16 protein-coding genes and 3 tRNA genes are annotated in these 26,052 nt (G+C 70.3%); 14 read left to right on the forward strand and 5 right to left on the reverse strand.

Annotation, left to right across the window (positions count from 1 at the left end):
• Nucleotides 1-5 precede the first annotated feature (5 nt).
• From TsocGM_RS19645 to TsocGM_RS19660, 4 genes are all read left to right on the forward strand, one after another.
• On the forward strand, nt 6-4,193 hold the full coding sequence (locus TsocGM_RS19645; RefSeq protein ID WP_126727169.1) for a DUF1592 domain-containing protein: 4,188 nt from the start codon (nt 6-8) through the stop codon (nt 4,191-4,193).
• A gap of 61 nt (nt 4,194-4,254) precedes the next feature.
• A complete protein-coding gene (locus TsocGM_RS19650; RefSeq protein ID WP_126727170.1) occupies nt 4,255-5,571 on the forward strand; it encodes a DUF1552 domain-containing protein in 1,317 nt (438 codons plus the stop codon).
• A 361-nt stretch (nt 5,572-5,932) separates the two neighbouring features.
• A tRNA-Gly gene (locus TsocGM_RS19655) sits at nt 5,933-6,003 on the forward strand.
• A 273-nt stretch (nt 6,004-6,276) separates the two neighbouring features.
• Nucleotides 6,277-6,349, forward strand: a tRNA-Lys gene (locus TsocGM_RS19660).
• Between the two features lie 698 nt (nt 6,350-7,047).
• On the opposite strand, the gene TsocGM_RS19665 is transcribed toward TsocGM_RS19660, so the two are convergent.
• Nucleotides 7,048-7,134 (reverse strand) — tRNA-Leu (locus TsocGM_RS19665).
• Between the two features lie 41 nt (nt 7,135-7,175).
• A complete protein-coding gene (locus tag TsocGM_RS19670) occupies nt 7,176-9,152 on the reverse strand; it encodes a hypothetical protein (RefSeq protein WP_126727171.1) in 1,977 nt (658 codons plus the stop codon).
• 272 nt (nt 9,153-9,424) lie between these two features.
• On the opposite strand from TsocGM_RS19670, the gene TsocGM_RS19675 reads away from it, so the two are divergent.
• The 7 genes from TsocGM_RS19675 (at nt 9,425) to ispH (ending at nt 18,478) form a co-directional block, all read left to right on the forward strand.
• Nucleotides 9,425-10,963: a sulfatase family protein gene (locus TsocGM_RS19675; protein ID WP_126727172.1), complete on the forward strand. Its 1,539-nt coding sequence runs from the start codon at nt 9,425-9,427 to the stop codon at nt 10,961-10,963.
• 64 nt (nt 10,964-11,027) lie between these two features.
• The gene (locus TsocGM_RS19680) at nt 11,028-12,071 is read left to right on the forward strand and encodes a Gfo/Idh/MocA family protein (protein WP_126727173.1); all 1,044 of its coding nucleotides are present in this window, start codon (nt 11,028-11,030) and stop codon (nt 12,069-12,071) included.
• Nucleotides 12,072-12,249: 178 nt separating this feature from the next.
• Nucleotides 12,250-13,296, forward strand: coding sequence for a DUF1573 domain-containing protein (locus TsocGM_RS19685; protein ID WP_126727174.1), 1,047 nt, complete (start codon nt 12,250-12,252; stop codon nt 13,294-13,296).
• Between the two features lie 81 nt (nt 13,297-13,377).
• Nucleotides 13,378-14,613 carry a glycosyltransferase gene (locus tag TsocGM_RS19690; protein ID WP_126727175.1) on the forward strand — a complete coding sequence of 412 codons (1,236 nt, stop codon included), beginning with the start codon at nt 13,378-13,380 and terminating at the stop codon, nt 14,611-14,613.
• Between the two features lie 163 nt (nt 14,614-14,776).
• Nucleotides 14,777-16,174 carry an MFS transporter gene (locus TsocGM_RS19695; protein ID WP_126727176.1) on the forward strand — a complete coding sequence of 466 codons (1,398 nt, stop codon included), beginning with the start codon at nt 14,777-14,779 and terminating at the stop codon, nt 16,172-16,174.
• A 247-nt stretch (nt 16,175-16,421) separates the two neighbouring features.
• Nucleotides 16,422-17,321, forward strand: a complete 900-nt coding sequence (locus TsocGM_RS19700) for a DUF4097 family beta strand repeat-containing protein (RefSeq protein WP_233579048.1) — start codon at nt 16,422-16,424, stop codon at nt 17,319-17,321.
• A gap of 200 nt (nt 17,322-17,521) precedes the next feature.
• On the forward strand, nt 17,522-18,478 hold the full coding sequence (ispH, locus tag TsocGM_RS19705; RefSeq protein ID WP_126727178.1) for a 4-hydroxy-3-methylbut-2-enyl diphosphate reductase: 957 nt from the start codon (nt 17,522-17,524) through the stop codon (nt 18,476-18,478).
• A 46-nt stretch (nt 18,479-18,524) separates the two neighbouring features.
• Here ispH and TsocGM_RS19710 read toward each other — a convergent pair whose 3' ends face one another.
• Nucleotides 18,525-19,205 carry a metallophosphoesterase family protein gene (locus TsocGM_RS19710; RefSeq protein WP_233579047.1) on the reverse strand — a complete coding sequence of 227 codons (681 nt, stop codon included), beginning with the start codon at nt 19,203-19,205 and terminating at the stop codon, nt 18,525-18,527.
• Nucleotides 19,202-19,657 carry a pyridoxamine 5'-phosphate oxidase family protein gene (locus TsocGM_RS19715; RefSeq protein WP_126727179.1) on the reverse strand — a complete coding sequence of 152 codons (456 nt, stop codon included), beginning with the start codon at nt 19,655-19,657 and terminating at the stop codon, nt 19,202-19,204. The genes TsocGM_RS19710 and TsocGM_RS19715 overlap by 4 nt, the downstream gene beginning before the upstream one ends.
• A gap of 344 nt (nt 19,658-20,001) precedes the next feature.
• Here TsocGM_RS19715 and TsocGM_RS19720 point away from each other — a divergent pair, with 344 nt between their 5' ends.
• Both TsocGM_RS19720 and TsocGM_RS19725 read left to right on the forward strand, forming a co-directional pair.
• Nucleotides 20,002-20,841, forward strand: coding sequence for a leucine-rich repeat domain-containing protein (locus TsocGM_RS19720; protein ID WP_126727180.1), 840 nt, complete (start codon nt 20,002-20,004; stop codon nt 20,839-20,841).
• A 102-nt stretch (nt 20,842-20,943) separates the two neighbouring features.
• Nucleotides 20,944-23,874, forward strand: a complete 2,931-nt coding sequence (locus TsocGM_RS19725) for an FG-GAP-like repeat-containing protein (protein WP_126727181.1) — start codon at nt 20,944-20,946, stop codon at nt 23,872-23,874.
• A 5-nt stretch (nt 23,875-23,879) separates the two neighbouring features.
• On the opposite strand, the gene TsocGM_RS19730 is transcribed toward TsocGM_RS19725, so the two are convergent.
• Complete coding sequence (locus TsocGM_RS19730) at nt 23,880-24,554, reverse strand: endonuclease III domain-containing protein (protein ID WP_126727182.1); 675 nt, start codon at nt 24,552-24,554, stop codon at nt 23,880-23,882.
• Nucleotides 24,555-24,711: 157 nt separating this feature from the next.
• Between TsocGM_RS19730 and TsocGM_RS19735 the strand changes: the two genes are divergently transcribed.
• A complete protein-coding gene (locus tag TsocGM_RS19735) occupies nt 24,712-25,989 on the forward strand; it encodes a c-type cytochrome (protein ID WP_126727183.1) in 1,278 nt (425 codons plus the stop codon).
• Nucleotides 25,990-26,052 lie beyond the last annotated feature (63 nt).

Raw genomic sequence — 26,052 nt, forward strand, 5'->3', positions numbered from 1 at the left:
AGGGCGTGCGAACCCGAACGCTGTTCCGGGGCGGTGCGGCGATCCTGGGAGGGCTCCTGGCCCTCTCGGGGGGGCCGGTCGGTGGGATGCAGGACGATCGATCGGCGTTCGAGGAAATCGCGGAGGACTTCGAGCGGCTTGCTCGACCCGTGCTCCGGGACTACTGCCTGGAGTGCCACGAGACGGAGATCGCCGAGGGGGAGGTCGACCTCGAGGCGATTGAAGGAATCGACGGGATCAGGGCGGAGATCCGCACCTGGCAGCGCGTGGGAAACGTGCTGGACCTCGGAGAGATGCCCCCCGAGGGGTCGGTCCCGCTTCCCGACGAGGAGCGGGCCCGGCTGTCGGGCTGGATTGACCGCCTGCTGCGGCTCGAGGCCCAGGCCCACGCCGGGGATCCGGGCCCGGTCGTCCTGCGGCGGCTCACCAACGCCCAGTTCGAGCACACGATCCTCGACCTCACCGGTCTGAGCCTCGACCTGACCCGGGAGTTCCCGACCGACGGCGCCGCGGGAGAGGGATTCACCAACTCGGGCAACGCCCTGGTGATGTCCCCCTCGCTGCTGGAGAAGTTCTTCGAGGCCGCCAAGAAGGTGGCCGACCACGCCGTCTTGCTGCCCGACGGGTTCCGCTTCTCCCCCGGGAGCTCGCGACGCGACTGGACGGACGAGGCGGTCGACCGCATCCGATCGTTCTACAGCCGCTTCACCGAGGAGGGAGACGGCACTCAGGTCAACCTGCAAGGGATCGTCTTCGAGACCAACGGCGGCGGCCGGCTTCCTCTGGAACGTTCCCTCGCCGCGCTGCTCGAGGGACGAGACGCGATCCGGGACGGCACCCTCTCGCCGGAACAGCAGGCCGAGGCCCGGGGCCTGAGCCCGAGGTACCTCCGGCTGCTCTGGGAGGCGCTAGAGGGGAATCCGCGGCCTTCGATCGTGATGACCCCCCTCCAGGCCTCCTGGCAAGCCGCTGGAGAGGACGGGGCGGAGGAGATCGCCGATCGCATCCGCCCGTGGCAGGAGACGCTCTGGCGGTTCAACAGCGTGGGCCACATCGGCAAGGTCGGCGGCCCGACTCGCTGGATGGAGCCGATGTCTCCGCTGGTGGAGCGGCAGGAGGTGCGCGTCTCGCTCCCGGAGGATCGGACCGCTCCGGAGGAAGAGGTCCGACTCTTCCTCTCGGTGACGGATGCCGGAGACGGGGCCGAACACGATGTCGCCGTCTGGGAGCGGCCCCGCCTGGTGACGCCGGGTCGTCCGGATCTGCCGCTGAGAAACCTCCGCGCGGTGGCCCGCCACCTCGACGCTCGGAGAGCGGAGGCGTTGGAGCTGGCGGTCGCTTGCCTCGACGCCGCGTCCGAGTCGTTGCGGTCTCCCGGGCCGGTCGACATTGCGGCGACCGCCGATCGGCTGGGGATCCCGGCCGACGTGCTCGGGGCCTGGTTCGGCTATCTCGGGATCGGCGGAGGGGCACCGACCATCCCCCCCGAGGCGATCCTCTCGGCTCCCATCCAATCGGTCGGCGGATACGACTTCGTGGGCGGCTGGGGGTCGCCCGATACCCCGAACGTGATCGCCAATCGCTCGGATGAGCAGGTCCGCGTTCCGGGAACGATGCTTCCGCACTCGGTGGCGATGCATCCGTCTCCGGGGCTCCGGGTCGCGGCCGGGTGGCGGAGCCCGGTCGACGGGACGATTCGGGTTGGCGCCCGGGTCCAGCATGCCCACCCGGAATGCGGGAACGGCGTGACCTGGCTCGTGGAACTCCGGACGGCCGGGACGAGGAGGAGGCTGGCCTCCGGCGGGGTCGGGGAGATCACTCCGGTCGATGTCGGGCCGATCGAGGGCCTGGCGGTGCGCCGAGGGGACCTCGTCGTCCTGAGCATCGGGCCCCGCGACGGCAATCACGCCTGCGACCTGACGACGGTGAACCTGACCCTGTCGGACGGCCGACACTCCTGGGACCTGGCGGGGGACGTCTCGCCCGACATCGCCTCCGGGAACCCTCATGCCGACCGCCTCGGGAACGAGGCGGTCTGGGCCTTCTTCACCGAGCCGGACGACGAGACCTCGACGGACGCGCTCATCCCCTCCGGCTCGTTGCTGGGCCGCTGGCAGGACGCGAGCGACCCCGACGCTCGGCATCGGCTCGCTCGGCAGATCGGCGCCCTGCTGGCCTCCGACCCGCCCTCGGACGAGGAGAGCCCGAATGCGATCCTGCGCCGGCAGCTCTCCGCGCTGCGAGGGCCGCTGCTGTCCCGGCTCGCCTCCTCCGACCGGGCGGACCTCGACTCGGGAGCCAGGGGCCCGGGAGCGGTCGGACTGGATCCGGGGCTCTTCGGTCTCGATCCGGACGGGCGCTCCATCGACCCGCTCGACCTTTGCGTCCGGCCCGGCACGGTTCTCGAGGTCCGCATCCCGGCCGAGCTGGCGGCCGGGTCCAGCTTCGAGGCGACGGGCAGGCTCCTGTCCGGGCCAGGGGAGGAGGGGAGCGTCCAGTTCCTGGCGACGACCTCGCCACCGGACCCCGGAGCCTCCCCGGTCGCCGGGACCCCGATCGTGGTCAACGACGGCAGCCGAGCCCGGTGCCGGATCGCGGCGGACTTCGATGCCTTCCGGAACCTGTTCCCCCCGGCCCTCTGCTACGAGACGATCGTCCCCGTCGACGAGGTGATCACGCTCACGCTGCACTACCGAGAAGACGACCATCTCCGCCGCCTGATGCTCGACGACCGGCAGGCCGAGGAGCTGGACCGGCTCTGGGAGGAGCTGGAGTTCGTGAGCCAGGATGCCCTGACGATGGTCGATGCGTTCCAGCAACTCCTGGAATATGCGTCGCAGGACGCCGACCCGAGCGTCTTCGAGCCGCTCCGGGGGCCGATCGAGGCCGGCGCCGAGGCCTACCGGAGCGCCCTCGAGGCCGCCCAGCCCCGGCAACTCGACGCCGTGATCGACTTCGCATCCCTGGCGTATCGGCGCCCCCTCGAAGCGGGCGAGGAGGAGGAACTGCGCTCCCTTTATCGAGCGCTCCGGGAAGAGCTGGGCAGCCACAACGATGCGATCCGGCTGACCCTCTCCCGGGTCCTGGTCTCTCCCGCGTTCCTCTATCGGGTCGAGCGGCCGGGCCCGGGAACGGAGCCCGTTCCCGTCTCGTCCTGGGAGCTGGCCAGCCGGTTGAGCTACTTCCTGTGGTCGTCGATTCCCGACGAGACCCTCCGAGACCGGGCCGAGTCGGGGGAGCTGCTCGACCCCGACGTGCTGGCGGAGGAGGCCAGGCGGATGTGCTCGGACGACCGGGTCCGTCGGCTGGCCGAGGAATTCGCCTGCCAGTGGCTCCAGGTGTACGACTTCCCGACGCTCGACGAGAAGAGCGAGCGCCACTTCCCCTCGTTCGCCGACCTCCGCCCGGCGATGTACGAGGAGACGATCCGCTTCTTCACCGCCCTGTTCCGGGAGGACCAGCGGATCGAGGCGATCCTCGACGCCGATTACACGTTCTTGAATGAAGACCTGGCCCGCCATTACGGCATCGACGGGATCGCCGGGCCGGAGTGGCGCCGGGTCGACGGAGTGGGACAGTACGGGAGAGGGGGGATCCTTGGCCTGGCGACGACCCTGTCGAAGCAGTCGGGGGCCTCGCGCACGAGCCCGATCCTGCGGGGGAACTGGGTGTCCGAGGTCCTGCTCGGCGAGCGGCTCCCCCGCCCCCCGAAGGACGTGCCGCGGCTCCCGGAGGACGAGGCCGAAACCGACGGCCTGACGGTTCGGGAGCTGGTCGAACGCCACACGCAGGACCCTCGCTGCGCGCGCTGCCATCGCCGGATCGACCCGTTCGGTTTCGCCCTGGAGCGATACGACGCGATCGGCCGGTTCCGCGAGGTCGACCTGGGCAACCGGCCGATCGACACGCTCACCCGGTTGCCCGACGGCGCCGAGATCGACGGCATCGAGGGACTTCGCCGCTACCTGCTCTCGGCCCGTCGCGACGAGTTCACCCGGCAGTTCTGCCGCAAACTGCTCGGCTACGCGCTGGGCCGGGGCGTTCAACTCTCCGACGAACCGCTGCTGGACGAGATGATGCGCCAGCTCGACGAACGGGACGGGCGCGTCTCCGCCGCGATCGAGGCGATCGTCCGGAGCTCGCAGTTCCGCGAGATCCGGGGGCGAGACTTCGCCTCGGCCGGCGTGCCCTGACGTCCGGGAGCCTCCTGCCCACCGGGCTCCCTTCCTCCAGAGTCTCGATCGGAGTCGAATGATGAGCCAGCCGCTCCATTCCCGCCGCACGTTCCTCCGAGGGGTCGGGGTCAGCATGGCGTTGCCCTGGATGGAGTCGGTGCCGTTCTGGGCCGACGATGTGCCTCAGGCGATCGCGTCGGAGGGGCCGCCGACTCGGCTGGCCGTGCTCTTCTCGGGCAATGGCTTTCACAGCCGGGAGTGGTGGGCCCGGGGAGAGGGGGAGTCTCTGGAGCTGGGCGGAGTGCTCCGCCCGCTGGAAGACCTGAAGGGGAAGCTCACCTTTGTCCGAGGCCTCTACAACGAGGAGGCGCTGAAGGGGAACATCCACAGCTCCCAGACCGGCAACCTGCTCTCGGGCGCCCCCCTGGCCTCCGGCGGCGAGATCCGATCGGGGACCAGCGTCGACCAGGTCGTCGCCCGGCACCTGGGCGATCGGACCAAGGTGCCCAGCCTCGTGCTCGGGTGCGAGAAGTCGAACCCGTCAGTTCACAAGAACTATTCGATGCTGTACAGCTCGCACATCTCGTGGAGCTCCCCCACCACGCCGACCCCGCTGGAGCTGTACCCCGCGCTGGCGTTCGACCGCCTGTTCAAGGACGAGCCAAGGGCCGGGGACCGCCGCGTGCTCGACGCGGTCCTGGACGACGCGAAGGATCTGCGGCGATCGATCGGCGCCTCCGACCGTCAGAAGCTCGACGAGTACCTCGACTCGGTGCGCGAGGTTGAGGCCCGGATCACCCAGGCCGGCCGCCGAGGGGAGCTCCAAGGCTGGCGGCCCACCCTCGACGCGCCGGACATCCCCCGGCCCCCCGACGGCATCCCCCAGGACATCGGCGAGCACATGCGGCTGATGGCCGACATCCTCGTCCTCGCCTTCCAGACCGACACGACCCGAGTCTGCTCCCTGAAGCTGAACAACGACCACAGCTCGCTGCGGTTCCCAAACCTGGGTGTGGACTCCATGATCCACCACCTGCTCTCGCACACCGACAGCGAGGACTGGCTGAAGGTCAACCGCTTCTTCCTCGAACAGGTGGCCTACATCGCCCAGCGGCTCGACGCGATCCAGGAGGGCGAGCGCACGCTGCTCGACAACTCGGTTCTCATGTTCTGCTCGAGCATGCTCACCGGCAATCACGATGCGACCCAGTTGCCGGTCATCCTCCTCGGCTCGGGAGGCGGACAGCTCCCGGGAAGGCGAGTCCTGGACTACCTCAACGCCCCGAATCGGAAGATGTGCAGCATGTACCTCAGCATGCTCGACCTCTTCGGCGTGCATCTGCCCGCCTTCGGCGACTCGACCGAGCGCCTGCCGGGGCTCCTCGAGCCCGCGTGATCCCCCCCGTCATCGCTCTCGGAGAGCCAGCCGCGAATGAACGATTCGGCGCTCATCCCAGGGCGATCGGTTCGTCTCCCCTCGTCAGCTCAACCTGACCTGACCTGACCTGGCGGCTCGAATTCCCCCTCACCACTGGCCCTCACGTACTCGGGAGGGTCAGCCTCCCTCGGTACTCAGGACCGTCGAACCGATCGGCTCCGGCTCTCCCCACCACAACTCCCGGAACGGAGGTCGAGAGGCCGCAACGGTCCCATCCCTCGGGGCTCCGAGCCCCCGAGGGCGCGGCGGCCGAGATTTTGAAATTGAGGGGAGAGAAGACTCGCCGAGCGGATCGTCTCCTGGTACAATTCGCTCGATCGCGGGATTGGTTCAATGGTAGAACGACAGCTTCCCAAGCTGTAGACACGGGTTCGATTCCCGTATCCCGCTTCGGTTCCACCCTCCCTGAAGCCCTCGGGATCTTCCCCCGATTCGATCCCCTCGGCTGGGGTCCCCCGGCTCACAACCGACCGTCGGTCGCGGACGGCCTGGCGCCCCCCCCCCGATGGACGCCGGATTCGAGAATCTCGTCCAGGACATCCATCAGGGTTCCGGCCAGCACTCCCTACCCCGATCGACTCTGACTCCTCCTCGCAATTCCCCTTGAAGCGCCGTCTTCTCAATGGTAGAATTGCCTCTCTTCTGGATCGCAACGCGACGATTGCCCTCCTAGCTCAATTGGCAGAGCAGCTGACTCTTAATCAGCGGGTTCCAGGTTCGAGTCCTGGGGGGGGCACTTCCAACATCGACCGGCTCAAACCGACCCGAGGCGACTCAACTCGCCTCGGGTTTCTCTTTGCGCTCGGCGGTCGGGCCTTCCATCGCGGAAGCGATCCCACCCGTATTCGACCATCCACCCGGGAATTCTCCGGGAGACAGCGGCGTTCCCCATCATTGGCCTGCGGCTGCGTTCCTCTTCGAGCGCACCACGCAGTCGGTCGTCCCGAGGAGACGACGCGCGGGGTTTCGGCTGGGAAGGGAGGAGCAGCGTGCGCCGCGGGACGATCCCGGCCAGGGGGTCGGAGACGCGGCCATCGTCTCCGCAACGGTCGTCGAGGACCGGCTCACGGGGGAGCAGGCGCAACTCCGGGATCTCCTGTCGGAGTCGCTCGCTGGCCGTCATGCCGGGCAGGCCAGGCTTCCGGGATGAGAAGCAATGCCACGAGCGACAGGAGCAGGCGTCCGTGTCGGGGACGTCGATCGGCGGGTCGATTCCGAGTGGAGCGCTCCCTCCTGGAGGATGCATCCGCTTCGATCCGATCGGCTTCGGAGACCGCCAGCAGGTTCTTCACCCTCAGCGCGAATTCCGCTCCAGGAGCCGACCTCGCGACCAACCCAGTCGGTCGGCTCCCCTTCGATTCGGAGAAGACAACGACGATGGGGCGGAACGAAAAAGGGCTCACGGCGGTTCGCCGTGAGCCCTTTCGAGGCATGTGCCGGAGACAGGACTTGAACCTGCACGAGCATGGTTAGCTCACTAGCCCCTCAAGCTAGCGCGTCTGCCAATTCCGCCACTCCGGCGAGCAGGTGGAGTTCCAAGATACTCGGCGAGTGGGGGGGAGTCAAGGATGTGGTGGTGGGGCGATCGCGGTCGGCCCTCGAGCGCTCGAATCGAGCGCGTCGGGAGGGCGGGAGGAGGGGTTGGTCGGAGGCTGAGGGGAGGTGATCGCCCAGGAAACGGAACGGAGTCCGAGCGGCCCCCGGGCGGAGAGGCGGAAGACGAGGGGGGCGTTCCGGGAGGATCGGGTGGGCACGGTGAAGGGCTCGGAGACGAGGTCGGAGCCGGCGGGGAGGACCGGTTCCGGGAAGAGGGATCGGACGTCGTCTCCCTCGAGCTGACCGGGGTGCATCTCGACTCGGGAGCGATCGTTCGGGGGGAGGAGCGGCTCCCAGGAGAGGCGATCGATCCGGGTGGGGAGGCCGGCTCGCTCTCGAATCCGGACGACGAAGCGGGTCGAGTCGGCGCAGGCCTCGACGGCACTCACATCGAGCGAGACTCGGGGGAATCGGTCGCGCAGGAGAATGGCCGAAACCCGGGGGGATGAGGACGGGTCGCACTGGAGGTCGACCCGGGTCGGGACGCCGGGCGCGGTCAAGACGCGGAGGAATCGCGTGCCGGTCCCCTCGATCGAGCCGGAGAGGACTGGGGAGGTCGGGTCGATCTCGTCGAACCGGACGCCGCCGAGGGGCCAGTCGCCGAGGCGGTCGAGCAGGTCGGGCCCGCGGTCGAGGAGAGCGATCGGCCCGAGGCTGGCGAGCGCCAGGGCCAGGGTCCAGCGACGGTGGAGCTCGTCGAACGGAAGGCCGGTGGCCTGCTCCAGGTTGGTCCGTCCGGTAGATCGGCCCAGGGCGAGGACCGGCGGCAGGTCCGTTCCGCTCGCGTCGGAGCACCAGCGGAGGAAGAGGTAAGAGGCTCCGCGATCACCGTGGCTGCGGAACCGATCGGGGCGGTGTTCGTCGTCGACCAGCAGGCGGTATCGGGACGGGTCGGAGAGGAAGGCGCTGACCCGATAGTCGACGTTGGCGGTCGATCGCGCGGCGCGGTCCTCGCAGAGGTGGGCCATCGCCTCGTCGAGCCAGGCCTCCTCGGAGACCGGGCCGAGCCGCTCCCGTCTCCTCGAGCAGAGCACGGCGTGCGCGTACTCGTGGGCGAGGATGGTTTCCAGATAGGGTCCCGGGCTCAACTCGGGGCTCAGGTAGATCAGGTCGGCTCGGTTGCTCAGCGGGCGGGGGAGGGCCGGGTCCAGATCGGTCCCTCGAAAGTAGCCGTCCACCCGGCAGCGGCCGGCGTAGGGCAGCGCGATCTTTCCGCTGATGAGCACGGTGAACCGGCCGTCGCCATCGACGTCGATCGGCTCACCGATCCAGCCCGAGAAGGCCGGCTCGATGTGGCGCTCGAACGCCGAGACGATGCCTCGCAGCATGTCATCCCCCACCAGGCGGCCGTCATCCTCATCGACGAACACCTGGATGCGATCGCCGAGGGCCCGGAGCCGGGCATCCACCGTGTCGTATCGGCTCGGGGAGGACGGATCTCCCGGCCGGACCAGGACCGAGAAGCTCCTTCTCAGGGGAGGGGGGCCGAGCGGGGGGCCGCGATCCGGAGCCGGGTCGGGGCCGGGACCGAAGGTCTGGATGATCGGCCGGGCCATCCGCCGGGGAAGGAACTCGCCGAGTTCCCGGCCGAGCGAGCGAACGGCCGGAACGGTGCCGTCGCCGGGAGCCATCGCGCAATCGAATCGGTAGGGACCCGATCGGGCCGCCGCGGTGACAATCAGCAGCAGTTCGCCTCCGGCGTCCTCGGCGGAGACCTCGACGCTCACCCGGCCCTCCGAGACGGGCAAGGCGAAGCAGGTCGCACTCGGCCCGGGAGGAGGCATCGCCTCGACGCCCCGGTCCGAGACAATCACGCCGAGGGCCGGGATCAGCAGCAGGATCGGGATGATGGCTCGGGCCCCCCGGGGGATCGGCCCGAAGGCCGGGACGTCATCCGTCAACGACGACGGGAGCACACCAAGACGGCGGGATGCCTGAGGCATCGACCGGGAGGCTCGGGGGACTTCAATGCTTCTTCCGGGTCGCGACGGTCGTCGCGACGGGGGGATCGCTCCGAGGGCCGGCCCTGGAAATGGGCCGTTCGGGGGAGTATGGTACGATCCGGATCGGGCCTCGGGGCGCCGGGACGCCTCGCGGAGGGCGAGGCCGTCGTCCGGCGCCGGATCGGTCGGCCGGGGCGCCGTTCCCGGCACCATCTCGGGGCCCCTCGGAGACCGGACCGGCCGGAGACGGCCGGAGCGAGGGAGGCTCGACGATGATTCGACCGATCACCCGGATCGCTCTCGCGCTGCTGCTCGGCGCGGCGGCGTTCCCCTCGACCGCCATCGCCTCACAGCAGGGCCAGCGGCCGAACATCGTCTTCATCTTCTCCGACGACCACGCCTACCAGGCCATCTCCTCCTACGGCTCGACCATCAACCGCACCCCGAACATCGACCGCCTGGCCGACGGCGGCATGCTCTTCCGGAACTGCCTGGTCACCAACTCGATCTGCGGCCCGAGCCGGGCGACGATCCTCACCGGCAAGTACAGCCACCTCAACGGCTTCTACCAGAACGGCGACCGCTTCGACGGCGCGCAGACCACCTTCCCGAAGCTGCTCCAGCAGGCCGGCTACCAGACGGCCCTCTTCGGCAAGTGGCACCTGGAAACCGCCCCCACCGGCTTCGACTCCTGGCAGATCCTGCCGGGGCAGGGGGCCTACTACAACCCTCCGATGCTCACCGAGGGCGGCCGAGTCCAGCTCGAAGGGTACACCACCGACCTCATCACCGACCTGACCCTCGACTGGCTCAAAGACGGCCGGGACCCCGACCAGCCCTTCCTCGTCATGTGCCAGCACAAAGCCCCCCACCGCGACTGGCAGCCGGGTCCGAAGTACCTGGACAAGTACAAGGACGGCCCGATCGCCGAGCCCGCCACGCTCTTCGACGACTACCAGGGCCGGGGCACCGCCGCGAAGTCTCAGGAGATGACCATCCGAGACACTTTGACCCCCCAGGACCTGAAGTTCACCACCCCCCGCAACCTCTCCCCCGAGCAGCTCGAGCGGTGGCAGGCCGCCTACGGCCCCGAGAACGAGGAGTTCGCCGAGCTGGGGCTCTCCGGCGACGACCTCGTCCGCTGGAAGTACCAGCGTTACATCAAGGATTACCTGCGCTGCATCGACTCGGTCGACGAGTCCGTCGGCCGCATCCTCGACTACCTCGACGAGGCCGGACTGGCCGACAACACGATCGTCGTCTACTCGTCCGACCAGGGGTTCTACCTCGGCGAGCACGGCTGGTTCGACAAGCGGTGGATGTACGAGGAGTCGCTGCGGACCCCCTTGCTCGTCCGCTGGCCGGGCGTTGTCGAGCCGGGCTCGGAGTCCTCCCGCATGGTCTCCAACCTCGACTTCGCCGAAACCTTCCTCGACGCCGCTGGCGTCCCCATCCCCAACGACATGCAGGGCCGCAGCCTCGTCCCCCTGCTGCGGGGAGAGGAGCCGATCGACTGGCGCTCACGTTTTTATTATCATTATTATGAATATCCGGGCCCTCATTCCGTCCACCGGCATTATGGCGTGCGAACGGATCGCTATAAGCTGATTCGGTTCTACAACCTCGACGAGTGGGAACTGTACGACCTCGCCCGGGACCCGAATGAGCTGCGCAGCTGCTACGACGACCCCCAGTACGCCGACGTCCGAGCGGAGCTGACCGCCGAGCTCTCCCGGCTCCGAGCCGACCTCGCCGTGCCCGAGGACACGCGCCCCATCGACGTCCGGCGCCCGATCAACGGCCAGAACTGACGGCCCTCCCCCAAAGCATCAATACTCATCGAATCGTTCCGAAACGACGCAGGAGCCATCTGGGATGACCATCGGGAATCGCATCGTCGGGCTCGTCGCCTCGCTGGCGGCGGCCGGGGTCCTCGCCTCGGCGGCCGGAGCGAGGGCGCAAGAGGGGGAAGCCGGCGTGCTCCGGGCCGGGCTGATCGGCCTGGACACCTCGCACGTGGTCGCCTTCACCCGGGTCCTGAACGCCGAAGGGAAGGTCGGGCCGCTCGCCCGGGTCAAGGTCGTGGCCGGGTTCCCCGGCGGGAGCCCCGACATCCCCTCCAGCCGAGATCGCGTCGCGGGCTTCACCCAACAGCTCCGCGACGAGTACGGCGTGGAGATCGTCGACTCGATCGACGAGCTGCTGGAGAAGGTCGACGTCGTCTTCCTGGAGAGCGTCGATGGCCGCCCGCACCTGGAGCAAGCCCGGCCGGTGATCGCCGCGGGCAAGCCGCTGTTCGTCGACAAGCCGATGGCCGGCTCGCTCGCCGACGCCATCGAGATTTTCGCCCTGGCCGAGGAAGCCGGCGTCCCCTGCTTCTCCTCCTCGTCCTTGCGGTTCCAGCCCGAGATCGTCGCGGCCCGGCAGCAGTCGATCGTCGGCGCCGCCACCTTCGGCCCCTGCTCCCTGGAGGAGCACCACCCCGACCTCTTCTGGTACGGCGTCCACGGCGTCGAGCTGCTCTACGCCCTGATGGGCCCCGGCTGCGAGTCCGTCAGCCGGGTCCACTCCGAGGGAACCGACGTCGTCACCGGCTCCTGGGCTGACGGCCGGATCGGCACCTACCGAGGCATCCGCGCGGGCAAGTCCGGCTTTGGCGCCGTCGTCTTCGGCGAGAGCCGGATCGACTCCTACACCGTCGGCGGCGGCTACAATGACCTGCTCGTCGAGATCTGCGCGTTCTTCCTCGACGGCGAGCCCCCGGTCTCCCCCAAGGAGACGATCGAGCTGTTCGCCTTCATGGAGGCCGCCGACGAGAGCAAGCGCCTTGGCGGCGCTCCGGTGTCGATCCGGGAGGTCCTCGACCGGGCCCTCGCCGAGGTCGAGGCCCGGCGGTCGGCGGCCGGGACCGGCCGCTGATCAGCCGACGAACCTAGGCCCCCCGGCAGATCCGTTCAACTTGACGACGCCGGGGGGCCGATTGCACTGGTCAGGATGATCGGGGACGTTATGCTGGTTGCCCGATCGGGCCGACCGAGGTGCGCGCCCCGGGACCTTCCGCGGGTCGCCGGGGCGAGTGCGATCGCCAGGAGGGCTCATGGACGGGTCTCGAGGCGCCGTCGGCGTGCGGAGGCGGCAATTCATCGGGGTCGCCCCGGCGATCCTCGGGGCGCTGCTGCTCAGCGGCCGGTCCCGGGCGGCCGAGGGAGAGGACTGGGTCGAGGCCGTCTTCCCCGACCGCAGCCACGACTTCGGCACCGTGGCCCGCGGCTCGATCCTCCGCCACCGGTTCCGAATCACCAACCGGACCAACCGCGAGGTGAACATCACCGGGTACAAGCCCAAGTGCGGCTGCACCGACATTACGGTCGGGGCCCAGACGATCCCCCCCGGCGCCCAGACCACCGTCGAGGCGATCTTCGACACGACCCGGTATCACGGCTTCAAGTCCTCGGGGCTGACCCTCACCATCGACCGGCCCGCGCTGCGGTCCATCGACTACCAGCTCACCGCCTACATTCAGGATGAGCTGGTCGTCGAGCCTGGCGTGATCGACTTCGGCGAGGTCCGCCGAGGCGAGCCGGCGGAACGGGTCGTCACGCTTCGCTACCTCGGCGGCCGGCGAGACTGGCGAGTGACCGACATGAGGCATGAGAACTCCGCCCTCTCGGCCGAGCTGTACGAGGCCTCCCGCACCGACGCCGAGGTCCGCTACCGCCTGGTCGCCGCGCTCGACCCCGATCGTCTGGAGAATGGCCACTACCGCGACGAGATCACCCTGAAGACCAGCGACCCGGAGCGGCCCTCGTTGCCGATCTCCGTGGCCGCCAAGGTCGTCTCCGACATCACCGTCTCCCCCTCGGTGCTCAACCTCGGCACGCTGAAACCCGGACAATCGGCCGAGCGGATCGTCCTGATCAAGGGCTCCCAGCCGTTCCGAATCACCGGCACCCGGGCGGTCGAGGGGAGCATCGCGCCGGCCGGCGCCCCCTCCGATGCCAGCAAGCGGATCCATCAGGTGAAGGTCGCCATCCAGGCGCCGTCCTCGGCCCGGGGCGGGTATCATGCGATCCTCGAGATCACGACGGACCGCCCCGACGAGCCCCCCGCCCGGCTGACGGCGTTCGCGACCGTCGTGCCCTGAGTACCGGCCCCGACCGGCCGGTCCCCCGATCGGGCCGGGGGTGTCCGGGTCGATCGCGGAGCGATCACGGAGGATGCATCAATGACCCTGGTCCGATCGCCCCGGCCGGTCGCCGCGACGCCAACGGAGGGGAGCCGGCTGTCGCTGGTCGTGGCCGACGCGAACTGGTACTCCACCGAGAACCTCTTCCGGGAGCTCGATCGGCCGGGCGTTCACACCCTGCTGCTGCACTGCAGCGACTTCGCCAACGCCTACCACGCCGGAGGGCCGATCGGCCGCTGGTGGGACCGACGGCCCCGCCGGGACGGCCCCGGCCTCTGGAGCCGTCGCCTCGTCCTCCCCCCCGGCTGGATGAAGCGTTATCCTCGCCTCGGCATGCGTCCCATCCGCCGGGCGATCGACCGCTGGCGCCTCCGCTTGGGAGACGACGCTCCGCTCGCCCTCGTGATGACCTACCCCTACTACCGACACCTCCGGGACCTGCTCCGCCCGGATGTCTCCATCTACCTGAACCTCGACGACTACACCCACTACTGGCCCTCCCGAGCGGCCGAGGTCGAGCGTCTGGAGCGTCGGCTCGTCGCCGAGGCCGACCTGACCGCCTGCGTGGCGAAGGTCCGCGCCGACCAGCTCCGGGAGCAGGTCCCGGAGGCGTCGGCTCGCATCCGGCACCTGCCGCACGGCACTCCGGCGGTCTTCCTCGCCGACTCGCCCTCGGGGGAGCCGGCCCCCGCCCCTGCGGACCTCGCCCACTTGCCCCGGCCGCTGCTGGGCTATGTCGGCGGGCTGGAGGGGAGGCTCGACTGGCCCTTGCTCAACCGAGTCGCGGAGCAGTTCCCCGACGCCTCGCTCGTGCTCGTCGGCCGGCTGCCGCGGTCGGGCCGGGGCCGGTGGCTCGACGACGCCCGACGCTGCCTGGCCCGGCCCAACGTGCACGCCGTCGGGTTCCGGCCTCAGGAGCGCCTGGGCTGCTATATCCGGTCGTTCGACGCCTGCCTGATCCCCTACGACGTCACCCACCCCTTCAACCGCTGCTGCTGCCCGACCAAGATCATGGACTACATGGGCAGCGGCCGCCCGATCGTCTCCACCGACCTGCCCGAGTGCCGGCTCTACGACGGCCTGATCGACGTGGCCGCCGACCTCGACGACTTCCTCGGCACCCTCGCCTCCCTCCGCTTCGCCCGCTTCGACGACGGCCGGGGACGCGACCGGCTGGCCCTGGCCCGAGCCAACTCCTGCCGGGCCGTCTCGGATCGGCTCCTCGACGCCGTCGCCCCCGCCCTGGCCGCCCCCGACGCCGATCCCCCCGCGTGAGCCTCCCCCGGGCCGGCCTTCCCGACCCGATCGTCTGGACCGCGAGCGGGGGCCGCCCTGGGCCCTTGACACGGCGGGCGCCGGGCCGGAACTTTGGAGGCCTCCGGTCCGTTCCTCGGCCCGAGACCGCTCACCCCGATCGCTCGCAAATCGGAACGCATTCATGGGATACGACAGCTTCCTGCTCCTTGCCCAGCAGGCCGACGCCGCCGCCGGCCTCTCGCTGAGCAACTTCATCCCCTTCTCGATCCTCCATTTCCTGGAGTTCGCGATCTGGGGGGCCTGGTATGTGGTCCTGGGCAACTATCTCAACGCCCTCGGCTTCAGCCGGCCCTCGATCGGCCGGATTTATGGCACGATGGCCATCGGCGCGATCATCTCGCCGATGATCCTGGGGACGGTGGCCGACAAGTACCTCAACACCGAGGTGGTGATCGGGCTGTCGCACCTGACCGGCGGGATCCTGCTGATCGTCATGTCCCAGATGCGCAAGCCGGGAGCGTTCTTCGCGGCGGCGCTGGCCTACGCGCTGGTCTATTCGCCGACGCTGACCCTGGTCAACTCGATCTACTTCGAGCACGCCAACGCCGACTACTTCCCCTACGTCCGGGTCTTCGGCACCATCGGCTGGATCCTCGCCGGGCTCTCGCTGAAGCTGCTCCTGAAGCCCGATCGGCCGGTCGACAACACGCCGCTGCTGCTGGCGGCGACCCTGTCGTTCATCCTCGGGGTGTTCGCCTTCCTGCTGCCCGACACGCCCCCGAAGGCCACCGAGGCCGGGGCTCTGCCGTTCCTCCAGGCCATCGGCATGCTCGCCGAGCCCAGCTCGGCGGTCTTCTTCGGGGTCACGCTCGTCATCGCCATGGCCATGGGCATCTACTTCGCCTTCGCCGCCCTGTTCATCGAACAACGGGCGGGGGTGAAGTCGCAGAACGTCGGCCCGATCATGACCATCGGCCAGGCGGTTGAGATCTTCTTCATGCTCTCGCTCCCCTGGTTCATCCGCGAAGTGGGCATGCCCGTCGTCCTGACCGTCGGCGTCACGGCCTGGGCGTTGCGGTTCGCCTTCTTCACCGCGGCGTCGACCGGCAAGTACTTCCCGCTGGTCCTCGCCGGAGTGGCCCTGCACGGCCTCTGCTTCGACTTCTACTTCGCCGCCGGCTTCATCCACGTCGAGAAGCTCTCCGACCCCTCCATCCGGGCCAGCGCCCAGGCCCTCTTCGGCGTTGTCGTCTACGGCCTCGGCATGTACCTCGGCACCGAGGGAGGCGGCTGGCTGAACCAGTACTTCACCCGGGAGAAGCCGGCCAGTGTGGAGGACGTGGTGGGTGCGGCCCTGGTCGACGACCCGTCGGTCACCCGCACGACCGACTGGCGATCCTTCTGGCTCATCCCCTGCATCGCCGTGTCGATCTCCCTCGCGGCCTTCCTCGCCTCCCTCGTCCTGATCCCCCAACCCGGCCCGGACGAGGCCGCCCCGGCCGTCGCTGGCGACGACGGCGGAGCGACGGTCGAAGAGGACCCCGCCCCCGCCGCCGACGTTCCCGCCGAATCGCCCTGAGTCGCCATGTCGCTTCTCCTCTCCTCGCTTCTCCCCGTCCCGTCGCCCCCCCTTGGGACGGGCAGAGCGGCCCGCGATCAATATCCCGGCGCCCGGATCGAAGACCTCTCAGAGACGCCGATCAGCCCCGTCCCCGGGGCGTCGGCCTGCCGAGACGAACGTGACGCGATCACCGGACGACGGGAGGGCCGAGGCGATGTGCCGCACGCGGCGATGCAGCACGGACGGGATTCGATTCTTGGATGAGATGCCGGCCGCCCCTCCGTCCGGGCCGAAGCCGGCGTCTCCCTCCCCGGCCCCCAGGCCGTCCCGGCCGAAGCGGGAGAAGCCGGTCGGCGTGATCGCCTTCCTCGCCGTGCTCGGCATCGGGATCGCGCTGAAGTCGGGCGGCACGGCCGACTCGGTCGAGGTCCGCGAGGTCTTCGAGGATCGTGTCGAGGTCGGCGCATCCCCCCGCGTCGCGGTCGAGTCCGTCGACGGCTCCATCGAGATCGGAAGGGGTGCTCCGGGAGAGGTTTCCTACCGCGTCGAGGCCTCGGCCGACGGCCCCTCCGAGGAGGAGGCCCGCCGCTCCCTCCGCCTGATCCGCCCGGTCGTCGATCGCCTCGGCGATGCCGTCCGCGTCCGGGTCGACCGCCACGCCGCCCCCGAGGGCTGGTCCGGCCGCGCCACGATCCGGCTGAAGGTCCCCGCCGACGCCCAGGTCCGGATCCTCGCCGGCAACGGTCGCGTTCGGATCAAAGACGTCGTCGGTTCGATCGCCGCGAAGACCACCAACGGCCGGATCGAGGTCGAGGACGCCGCCGGGCCCATCGTCCTCCAGTCAACCAACGGCTCGATCCGCTGCGAGGCGACCGACGCCCTCGTCTCCGCCGAGACGTCCAACGGCGCGATCGTGTTCGAGGGCTCCCTCGCCCCCGGCTCCTCCCGCCTCATCTCCCGCAACGGTTCGGTCACCCTTCGCCTCCCCGTGGGGTCCGACGTCCGCATCGACGCCGACTCCCGCAACGGTCAGGTCGACTCCGACTTCCCCCTGGTCCGCCGCGAAGACGACGTGGCCGCCGCCCTGGTTTCCCATTCCACCGAGCCCTCCCGCCGCGTCGCGCTGCGCACCGCCAACGGCGCGATCCGAGTGGAGGCCGACTGACCTCGGCGACGGTCGAACCGCCAGCCCCATCGCTCCCGTCCCTGCCTCGGTCGGTTCGGCATGATCCCTCCCCTCCCCGAACGCCCGCCGACCGGCGTCAGCCAGCCGCCGATGGCTCCCCCTCCCGCCTTCCCTCCCGCCCCCTCCTCGAATACAGTAGAGGCGAAGGATCTCCGGACCCGAGCGAGGTACGCGCCGCGATGAAGATCGTCCTGGCCAACCCCCGAGGCTTCTGCGCGGGCGTGAACATGGCCATCGAGAGCCTGGAGCGGGCCCTGAATCTGTTTGGCCCCCCGCTTTACGTCTACCACGAGATCGTGCACAACAAGCACGTCGTCGAGCGGTTCCGAGACCGCGGCGTGGTCTTCGTGGAGGCGCTGACCGAAGTTCCCCAGGGCTCCCCGGTCCTCTACAGCGCCCATGGCGTCTCCCCTCAAATCCGAGCCGAGGCGAAAGCGCGCGGGCTCCGGGCGATCGACGCCACCTGTCCCCTGGTCACGAAGGTGCATCTGGAGGCGGTCAAGTATGCCCGGCTCGGCTACACCATCATCCTCATCGGCCACGAGGGGCACGACGAGGTGATCGGCACCATGGGGGAGGCCCCCGAGCAGATGATCCTCGTCGAGTCGGTCGAGGACGTCGAACGGCTGGAGATCAACCCCGAGAAGATCGCCTATCTCACGCAAACGACCCTGAGCGTCGACGACGCCAACGTCATCATCGCCGCCCTGCGCAAGAAGTTCCCCCAGATCGCCAATCCTCCCAAGGATGACATCTGCTACGCGACACAGAATCGCCAGGATGCCGTCCGCAAGCTGGCCACGAAGGCGGATCTCGTCCTCGTTCTGGGGAGCCAGAACAGCTCGAACAGCCGGAGGCTGGCCGAGCTGGCCCTCGACCTCGGCCGCCCGGCCCATTTGATCGACAGCGCCGCCGAGATCCGGGACGAGTGGTTCGACGGGGTCGATCGCGTGCTCATCACCGCCGGCGCCAGCGCCCCGGAGGATGTCGTGCAGGAGTGCATCACCCTGCTCCAGGATCGATTCGGCGCCTCGATGTGCGAGGAGACGGTCCGAGAGGAAGACGTGACCTTCCCCCTGCCCAAGTCCCTCCGAGAGCTGTTGCCCGCCTCCGCGCTGAAGGCCCCCTCCCGCTGAGGACCCGGTCGGGGGGGCTCGATCCCGTCCGGTCGATCCGTCCCGGTCACTCTGAACCCGGCCACGGGGAGACCTCCAGCAATCGGCCGCTCTCCACGTCGTGGAACGTCACCGCCATTGCCTTCAGGTCGAGCATCGCGAAGCTGCGCGAGCTTTCCACCACCGGGACCGAGACGATCGACCCCGGGTTGACCACCAGCCCTCCCGAGGCCGACCGGTACCACATCGGCCGGTGGGTGTGGCCGTGCACCAGCACGTCGGCCCCCAGGGTGGCCAGCAGCGCATCGAGGATCCGGGGAGGGTGGCTCCTGGGGGTGATGAATTCCATGTCCCCCCGGGGAGAGCCGTGGACCACGACCACGACCTTCCCCTCTCGCTCCAGCACCAGGCTCGGCTCCAGCGCCCGGAGGTCTTCCAGCGTTTCCGGAGCCGGGGTCCCTCCCCCGAACTCGTCCGGCTCGCCGGGGCCTCGCTCCAGCGCCCATCGATCGTGGTTCCCCCGAATCGAGGGGATCCGGCGATCCGTCACGAACGCCAGCACCCGGTCGGGGAAGGGGCCGTAACCCACCAGGTCCCCGGCGCAGACGATGAGGTCGGCCCCCATCACCATCAGATGGGACCAGGCCAGCTCCAGGCCGACCGGGTCGCCGTGCACATCCGAGATCAGTCCGAGTCGCGTCATGGCGGGAGGGGGAGCCTGCTGGGGAGAGCCGTCGAGGTCGGTCACCGGCCCTCGTCGATCGGCACCTCATGGTACTCCAGCGCCCACTCCCTCATGAAGCGAACCCGTTCGGGACGGACCCGGTAGACGATCAGGCTCGGGTTGTCGATCGAGCCGAGATACCTCCGCAGCAGCGGATTGGCGTCCCAGATCTCCTGCAACAGGGCCCGGTCCTCGAGCACCTCCGCCGTGCCGGCGATCCTCACCTGATCGTGACGATCGTCCATGTAGCACAGTTCAACATGCGGGTTGGCGGCGATCTCTCCGGTCTTGTGGTAGTCTTTCAGATTGGCGATGTCGACCGTGAAGCCGTCCGTCCGGACGGGGGAGACCGGACGCACCCGGGGCCGGTCGCCGTCGATCGTGGCGAGCATCGGGAACCTCGCGGACCGCATCACGGCCCTGGCCAGCTCGGGCAGGAGGCCCGGTTCGATCGGCTCGGGGGTGGGTCGGCTCATGGGATCGACTCCGGCATCGGGGCCGATCGCGCCGGGATCCGGTCCTCCCCGGCATCGACCGCCCGGCTCGGCGCGTCCGACAGCCCGAACGCCGGGCCTCGGAGCCTCCGCGCGACGACCGGCGCGACTATCCGGCCGGCGTCCGGTCGTGTCAAGGACCCGGGCCGCTGGGTCCGGCCGATCGTCTCGTCGCGCCCTTGATCGTCGCGTCCCCGGTGGGCACGGTAGAGGGTATCCGGGGCGCCGGCCTCGGCGATGATCGTCAGGCGAGGCCCCCCGGCGGCCCCCGGCCTTCCGGGGCCGATCTCAATGTCGCTGTCGTTTCCACTCCGAGGACCCTCACCATGAGCCGACGCGTCGTGCCCGCCCTGGCGCCGCTGGCGCTCGCGACCACTCTCGGCCTCTCGACCGCCCTCGCCGCCCCCCCCGCCTCGGCCGAGGGGCCGTTCCCCGATGCGAAGCTCGAGGCCGCCGTCCGCAAGGCCCTGAAGCGAGCCCCGGACGCCGCCCTCGACGACGAGGCGCTCCGCGACCTCTACTTCCTCGAGGCCCCGGCGCAGGACATCCGCGACCTGACCGGCCTGGAACGCTGCCCGAACCTCGCCCTGATCGACCTGAAGCGGAACGCCATCGCCGACCTCTCCCCGCTCAAGGGCCTGAAGAACCTTCAGTCGCTCGATCTCTCCGGCAACCGGATCGAGGACATCGCCCCTCTCGCCAACCTGGAGAAGCTCCAATACCTGGAGCTGAGCGGCAACGCCGTCGAGTCGATCGCCCCGCTGGCGAACCTGGTCAACCTGCGGTCGCTCTACCTCTCCGGCAACCGGATCGAGGACATTAGCCCCCTCTCGGGCCTGACGCATCTCTCCTCGCTCTACCTGGACGGGAACGCGATCGCCGACCTCTCTCCTCTGAGGGAGGTGGCTCGGATCTCGACCCTTGACCTGCGCGACAACCGGATCGAGGATCTCTCGCCGCTCGCCTCCCAGACCGACCTGAGGATGCTCTTCCTCCAGGGGAACCCGGTCGATGACCTCTCGCCGCTCATCTCCTGGGCGGCCGAGGACGCCGCCGGCCCGAAGCGGTTCGCCCCGTATCTGGAGCTGTACCTCGGGTCGCTGAAGGTTCCCGAGGAGCAGCTGGCGAAGCTGGAAGAAGCCGGCGTTCGCATCCATCGCGGTTGATGAGGTTCCGGCGGTCCCCCCGCCCCCGGCGGCGGCTCCAACGCCGCCGGGGAGGGCCGGGGGACCGGGGAGGATCGGCACCAGGACCGGGGGCTCGGCATCATGACCCGGAGGACGACCGCCGACGATCAGACCCCGTCGCGATGGCGGGGGCTGGGCCGGGCGATCGCCCGACTCGTCCTGGCCGCACTGCCTCTGGTCGCCGCGGGGTGGGGCTGGCAGGAATGGCGGTTCCGCACCGGGCTGGCCGCCGCCCGAGCGGAGTACTCGGCCGGCGCGATCGACTCGGCCCGAGACCGGCTCTCCCGGCTGGCGGACCACCGCCCCCGCCACGGAGAGACGCTCTATCTGCTCGGCCTCTGCGAGCAGGCGATGGGCCGGCCCGCCGCCGCCCGGGACGCCTGGGCCCGAGTCCCCGAGCATTCCCCTTCCTTCGGCGAGGCGGCCACGCGCCAGGCCTCGATCGCGATCGCCGCCGGCCGCTACCAAGAGGCCGAGGATCGCGCCCTCGCCGCGCTCCGAGTCCCCGGCCCTCACGAGGAGATGGCCCGGACGGTCTTCGCCCTGCTCCTCTACCTCGAAGGACGGCTCGACGAGTACCGCGACTGGCTCCTCGACGGCCTGGACGCCGAACCCGACCCGACCCGGAACCTGGTCGAGCTCTGGCAGCTCGACGCCGCCCCCTATCCCCTGGAGACAACCCGGGCCGCGCTGGTGAAGGCGTCCCGAGCCTCCCCCAACGATCCCCGAGTGCTGCTGGCGCGAGCCAACCTCGCCATCCGATCGGGAGCGCACGACGAGGCCGCCCGACTGCTCGACGCCTGCGACCGCCTCCTCCCCGACGATCCCGCCACCGCCCGCTCCCGGCTCTCGCTGGCGATCGCCACCGACGACCTCGACGGCGCCCGGGCGGCCCTGCGCCGGCTCGGGCCCGGGGGACTCTCCCGGTCTCGGGCCCTGGCCGTCCGTGCCTGGTTCGCCTCGAAGCGAGGCGATCCCGACGCCGAGCGGGCGGTCCTCGAACGCTGGATCGAGCTCGAGCCGAGCAACCAGTCCGCCCTGGAGCGGCTGATCGGCCTGGCCGTCGCGACGGGCCAGCTCGACCGCGCGGCCGAGCTTCGCCGGCGCAAGTCTGAACTCGACCTCGCCTTCGAGACATACCGCGGGCTGATCGGCCGGGGGACCAGCCCCGGCCGAGCCGCCGAGCTGGCCCGGACCGCCGAGGCCCTCGGCCGTCGTCAAGAGGCCGCCGCGTGGTGGCGCCTGCACCAATCGTACGCCCCCGACGACCCCGAGCCGGCCCGGGCCCTCGCCCGGCTCGGGGCCGAGATCGCGGCGGTCGAAACCGAGACAGCGGCCTTCGACCTCTCCGACCTGGCTCCGGGAGCCGCTCCCCTTGCCCCCGAGACCTCCCTCCCCTCCTTCCTCCCCTCGTTCGCCGACGAGGCCGGGCGAGCCGGCCTCCGGTTCTCGTACGACAGCGGCAAGTCGCCAAACCGCCAGATGCCCGAGACGATGGGGGGCGGCGTCGGCCTGCTCGACTGCGACGGCGATGGCCTGCTTGATGTCTACCTCGTCCAGGGCGGTCCCTTCCCCCCCGACTCCGCTCGGCCGAACGATGGCGACCGCCTCTTCCGCAACCTCGGAGACGCCTCGTTCGAGGACGTGACCGGCCCCAGCGGCCTCGCCGGGCTCTCCCGGGGTTATGGCCACGGCGTCGCCGTCGGCGACATCGACAATGACGGCGACCCCGATCTGTTCCTCACCCGATGGCGCTCCTACGCCCTCTTCCTCAATGACGGCGACGGCACCTTCTCCGACGCCACCGACGCATTCGGGCTCGGCGGCGACCGAGGCTGGCCGACCTCGGCCGCCTTCGCCGACCTGGACCTCGACGGCGACCTCGACCTCTACGTCTGCCACTACGTCGCCTGGGATCCGGAGCGGCCAAGGCCCTGCGCCCACCCCGAGACGTTCGAGCCCGTCTACTGCGCCCCGCTGGTCGTCCCCGCCGAAGCGGATCGCCTCTATCGCAACGACGGAGACCGATTCGTGGACGTGACCGAGGAGGCCGGGATCGTCGACCGAGACGGCCGAGGGCTGGGCGTGGTGGCGGCCGACGTGGACGGCGACACCCTGGTCGATCTCTACGTCGCCAACGACGCGACCGCCAATTTCCTCTTCCGAAACCTCGGCGGCCTGCGGTTCGAGGAGGTCGGGATGCCCGCCGGCCTGGCGGCCAACGCCTCGGGAGGGTTCGAGGGGAGCATGGGGATCGCCTTCGGCGACCTCGACGGCGACGCCCTCCCCGAGCTGGCCGTCACGAACCTTTACGGCGAGAGCACGACCCTCTACCGCAACCTCGGCCGAGGGATCTTCGTCGACCAGACCGAGCCCAGCGGCCTGGGGATCGCCAGCCGCTTCCTGCTCGGCTTCGGGATGGGCTTCCTCGACTTCGACAACGATGGATTCCTCGATCTGGCCGTCGCCAACGGCCACGTCAACGACTATCGCCCCGACTTCCCCTACGCCATGCCCGCCCAGCTCCTCGCTGGCGATGGCCGCCGCCTTGTCGACGTCACCGAGCAGGCCGGCCCCTCCTTCACGACCCCCCGAGTCGGCCGGGCGCTGGCCCTGGGCGACCTCGACAACGACGGCCGAGTCGACGGCGTGCTCGTCCCCCTGGATTCCCCCGTCGCGCTGCTCCGGAATCGCACCGCGGGGGGCCGTTTCGTCACCTTCCGGCTGGAGGGGACCGAGTCGAACCGGGACGGCGTTGGCGCCCGGGTCACGCTCGAGGCCGGCGGGAGACGGCAGGTCTCCTGGCGGCAAGGGGGAGGAAGTTACCAGTCGGCCCACGACGGCCGCCTGCACTTCGGCCTGGGAACGGCCGACCGCATCGACTCGGTCGAGATCCGATGGCCCTCCGGCCGGGTCGATCGTCTGGAAGACCTCGACGCCGACACCGGCTACCTGATCCGAGAGGGAGCCCCCGCTCCCTCCCCGCTCCCCGGATTCCCCGGGCCTCCTTGAGCCGATCAGCGCGACTGCTCGACCCCGACCCGCTCGCACATCGGCCGCAGCGGGCAGGTCGAGCAGCGCGGCCGGGAGGCGGTGCAGAGGAACTTGCCGAAGGGGACGAGCCGCTCGTTGATCTCGATCCAGTAGCGTTCCGGCAGCACCCGGGCCAGCGCCTCGGCCGTCTTCTCCGGCGAGCAGGTGCGGACGTACCCCCAGCGGTTCACGATGCGGTGGACGTGCACGTCCACGGCGATCGCCGGCCGACCGAAGCCGATGGCGAGCGTCAGGGCCGCGATCTTCGGCCCGACCCCCCGGAAGGCCATGAGCCCCGCCATCGAGTCGGGCACCCGGCCCCCGTGCTCGGCGACCAGCCGCCGGGCGATCTCCCGCAAGGCTCCCGCCTTCACCTCCGGGAAGCCGACCCCCCGCAGCAGCTCCACCAACCGGCCCGGCTCCAGCTCCGCGAGCTGCTCGGGAGTCCGGGCCTCGGCGAAGAGGCGGAGGCAGGCGGCCATCGTCGCCTCGTCCCGGGTCCGGGCCGAGATCAGGGCGCCGACGAGCTGCTCGAACGGGGAGTCGTACCCCTGGTCGCGCAGGTCGAACATCGCCGCCCGGGGCAGGTCGGCCACCGCGGCCCGCAGGCGCTGGAAGACCTCGTCGATCCGGAAGGGTTCGGACCTGGGCTCGGACATGGGGGCTCCCATCGGGATCTCGGCCATCCGGGGGGAGTCCGGCCGGCCGGCCTCCCCCGCCGGGCCCGATTGTTCGGGTGAAACCGGGACCGTTATGATAGGGGGGATCCCCCGATCGGGGGACCGTCCGCCGGTGAACCGACCGAGACGAAGCCTCATGCGACTGCCCGCCCTCGTGCCCCTGCTGGCCGCGGCCCTCTCCCCCCGGCCCGACGCCCCGGCCGACCGGCCGGCCTCCCCGCTCGCCTGGCCCGCCGGGCCCCTGGAGGTCCGGATCGCCTACGACGCCCCCCTCGTCGAGGGAGACGCCGTCGCGGCCATCGGCCGAGCGATCCCCTTCCGCCTGGAGGACCAGACCGGGGCCGGCGCCTTGGAACCGGCCGGATCGCTGATGATCGCCGGCGTCTCGCTCCGCGATGGCGGCCGGACGCTCGTTCTGCTGACCGATCCCCACCCGACCGAGGCGACCTACTCCCCCGAGCTGCCCGGAGCGCTCGGCCGGCCGTCCTACGACCTTTCGGGCGTCGAGGTTTCCTGGACGCCCGAGGGCTCGGACGACCCGGAGTGGGTCGGCTGGCTCCCGGAGCTCGACCCGGAGGCGTCCCAGAGCGCGACCCTCTCCTCGGCTGAGCACCGCGAGGCCTTCAACCGGATGCGACATCCCGGCACGCTGACCCTCCGCACCCTGCTCGACCTGCCCGAGGGGGAGGTGCCGCTCTCGATCGCCGCCGACCGGCCCATCGAGGCCGAGCTGGCCTTTCTCCCCCTCGAATTCGACGACCAGCACCGGGCCGAAACCCTCGTCGAGTCCTTCGGCGAGCCTTCGGAGCTGTACATCACCCTGCCCACCGGCCCCGAGGCCGGCGCCAGCCCGCCGTCGCTCCGCGTCTCGGTCGGGGAACCGGGAGGGCCGGGCCGTCCCCTCGACCGCGCTCAACTGATCCTCCCCTGGGCCCCGGCGGCGATCGAGCCCCCCGCCGTGCCGCCCCCCCTCCCCGAGGGGATGCTCGGCGGCGACCCCGATCGGGGGGAAGCGGTCTTCTTCGGCGAGACCGGCAAGTGTGCCACCTGCCACCGGATCGGAGGGAAGGGCGGCGAGGTCGGCCCCGACCTGTCGGCGATCGGCGGCCGTCTCGACCTGGCGGCCCTTTACCACGCGATCGAGGCCCCCAGCGCGGCGATCTCCCCGGAGTACCTCCCGTATACCGTGGCGATGGCCGACGGCCGGGTCTTCTCCGGCATCGTCCGGGCCGAGGGGCCGGAGACGATCCGGGTGGTCGGGGCCGACGCCCAGGCGACCTCGATTCCCCGGGCCGAGGTGGCGGAGATCCGCCCGGTGAGCACGTCGATCATGCCGGTCGGGCTCGCCGGCGCCCTCGGGGAGCGGGACCTGCGCGACCTGCTCTCCTATCTCGCCGGCCGTCGCGACGAGTGAACCGGCCCTCGATCCCGGCCCCCGGCCGGTCCCCCGCGGATCGCCCCGCCCTTCTGTGGAGAT

The sequence above is a fragment of the Tautonia sociabilis genome (assembly GCF_003977685.1).
In the GTDB taxonomy this organism is placed as follows: Bacteria; Planctomycetota; Planctomycetia; order Isosphaerales; family Isosphaeraceae; genus Tautonia; species Tautonia sociabilis.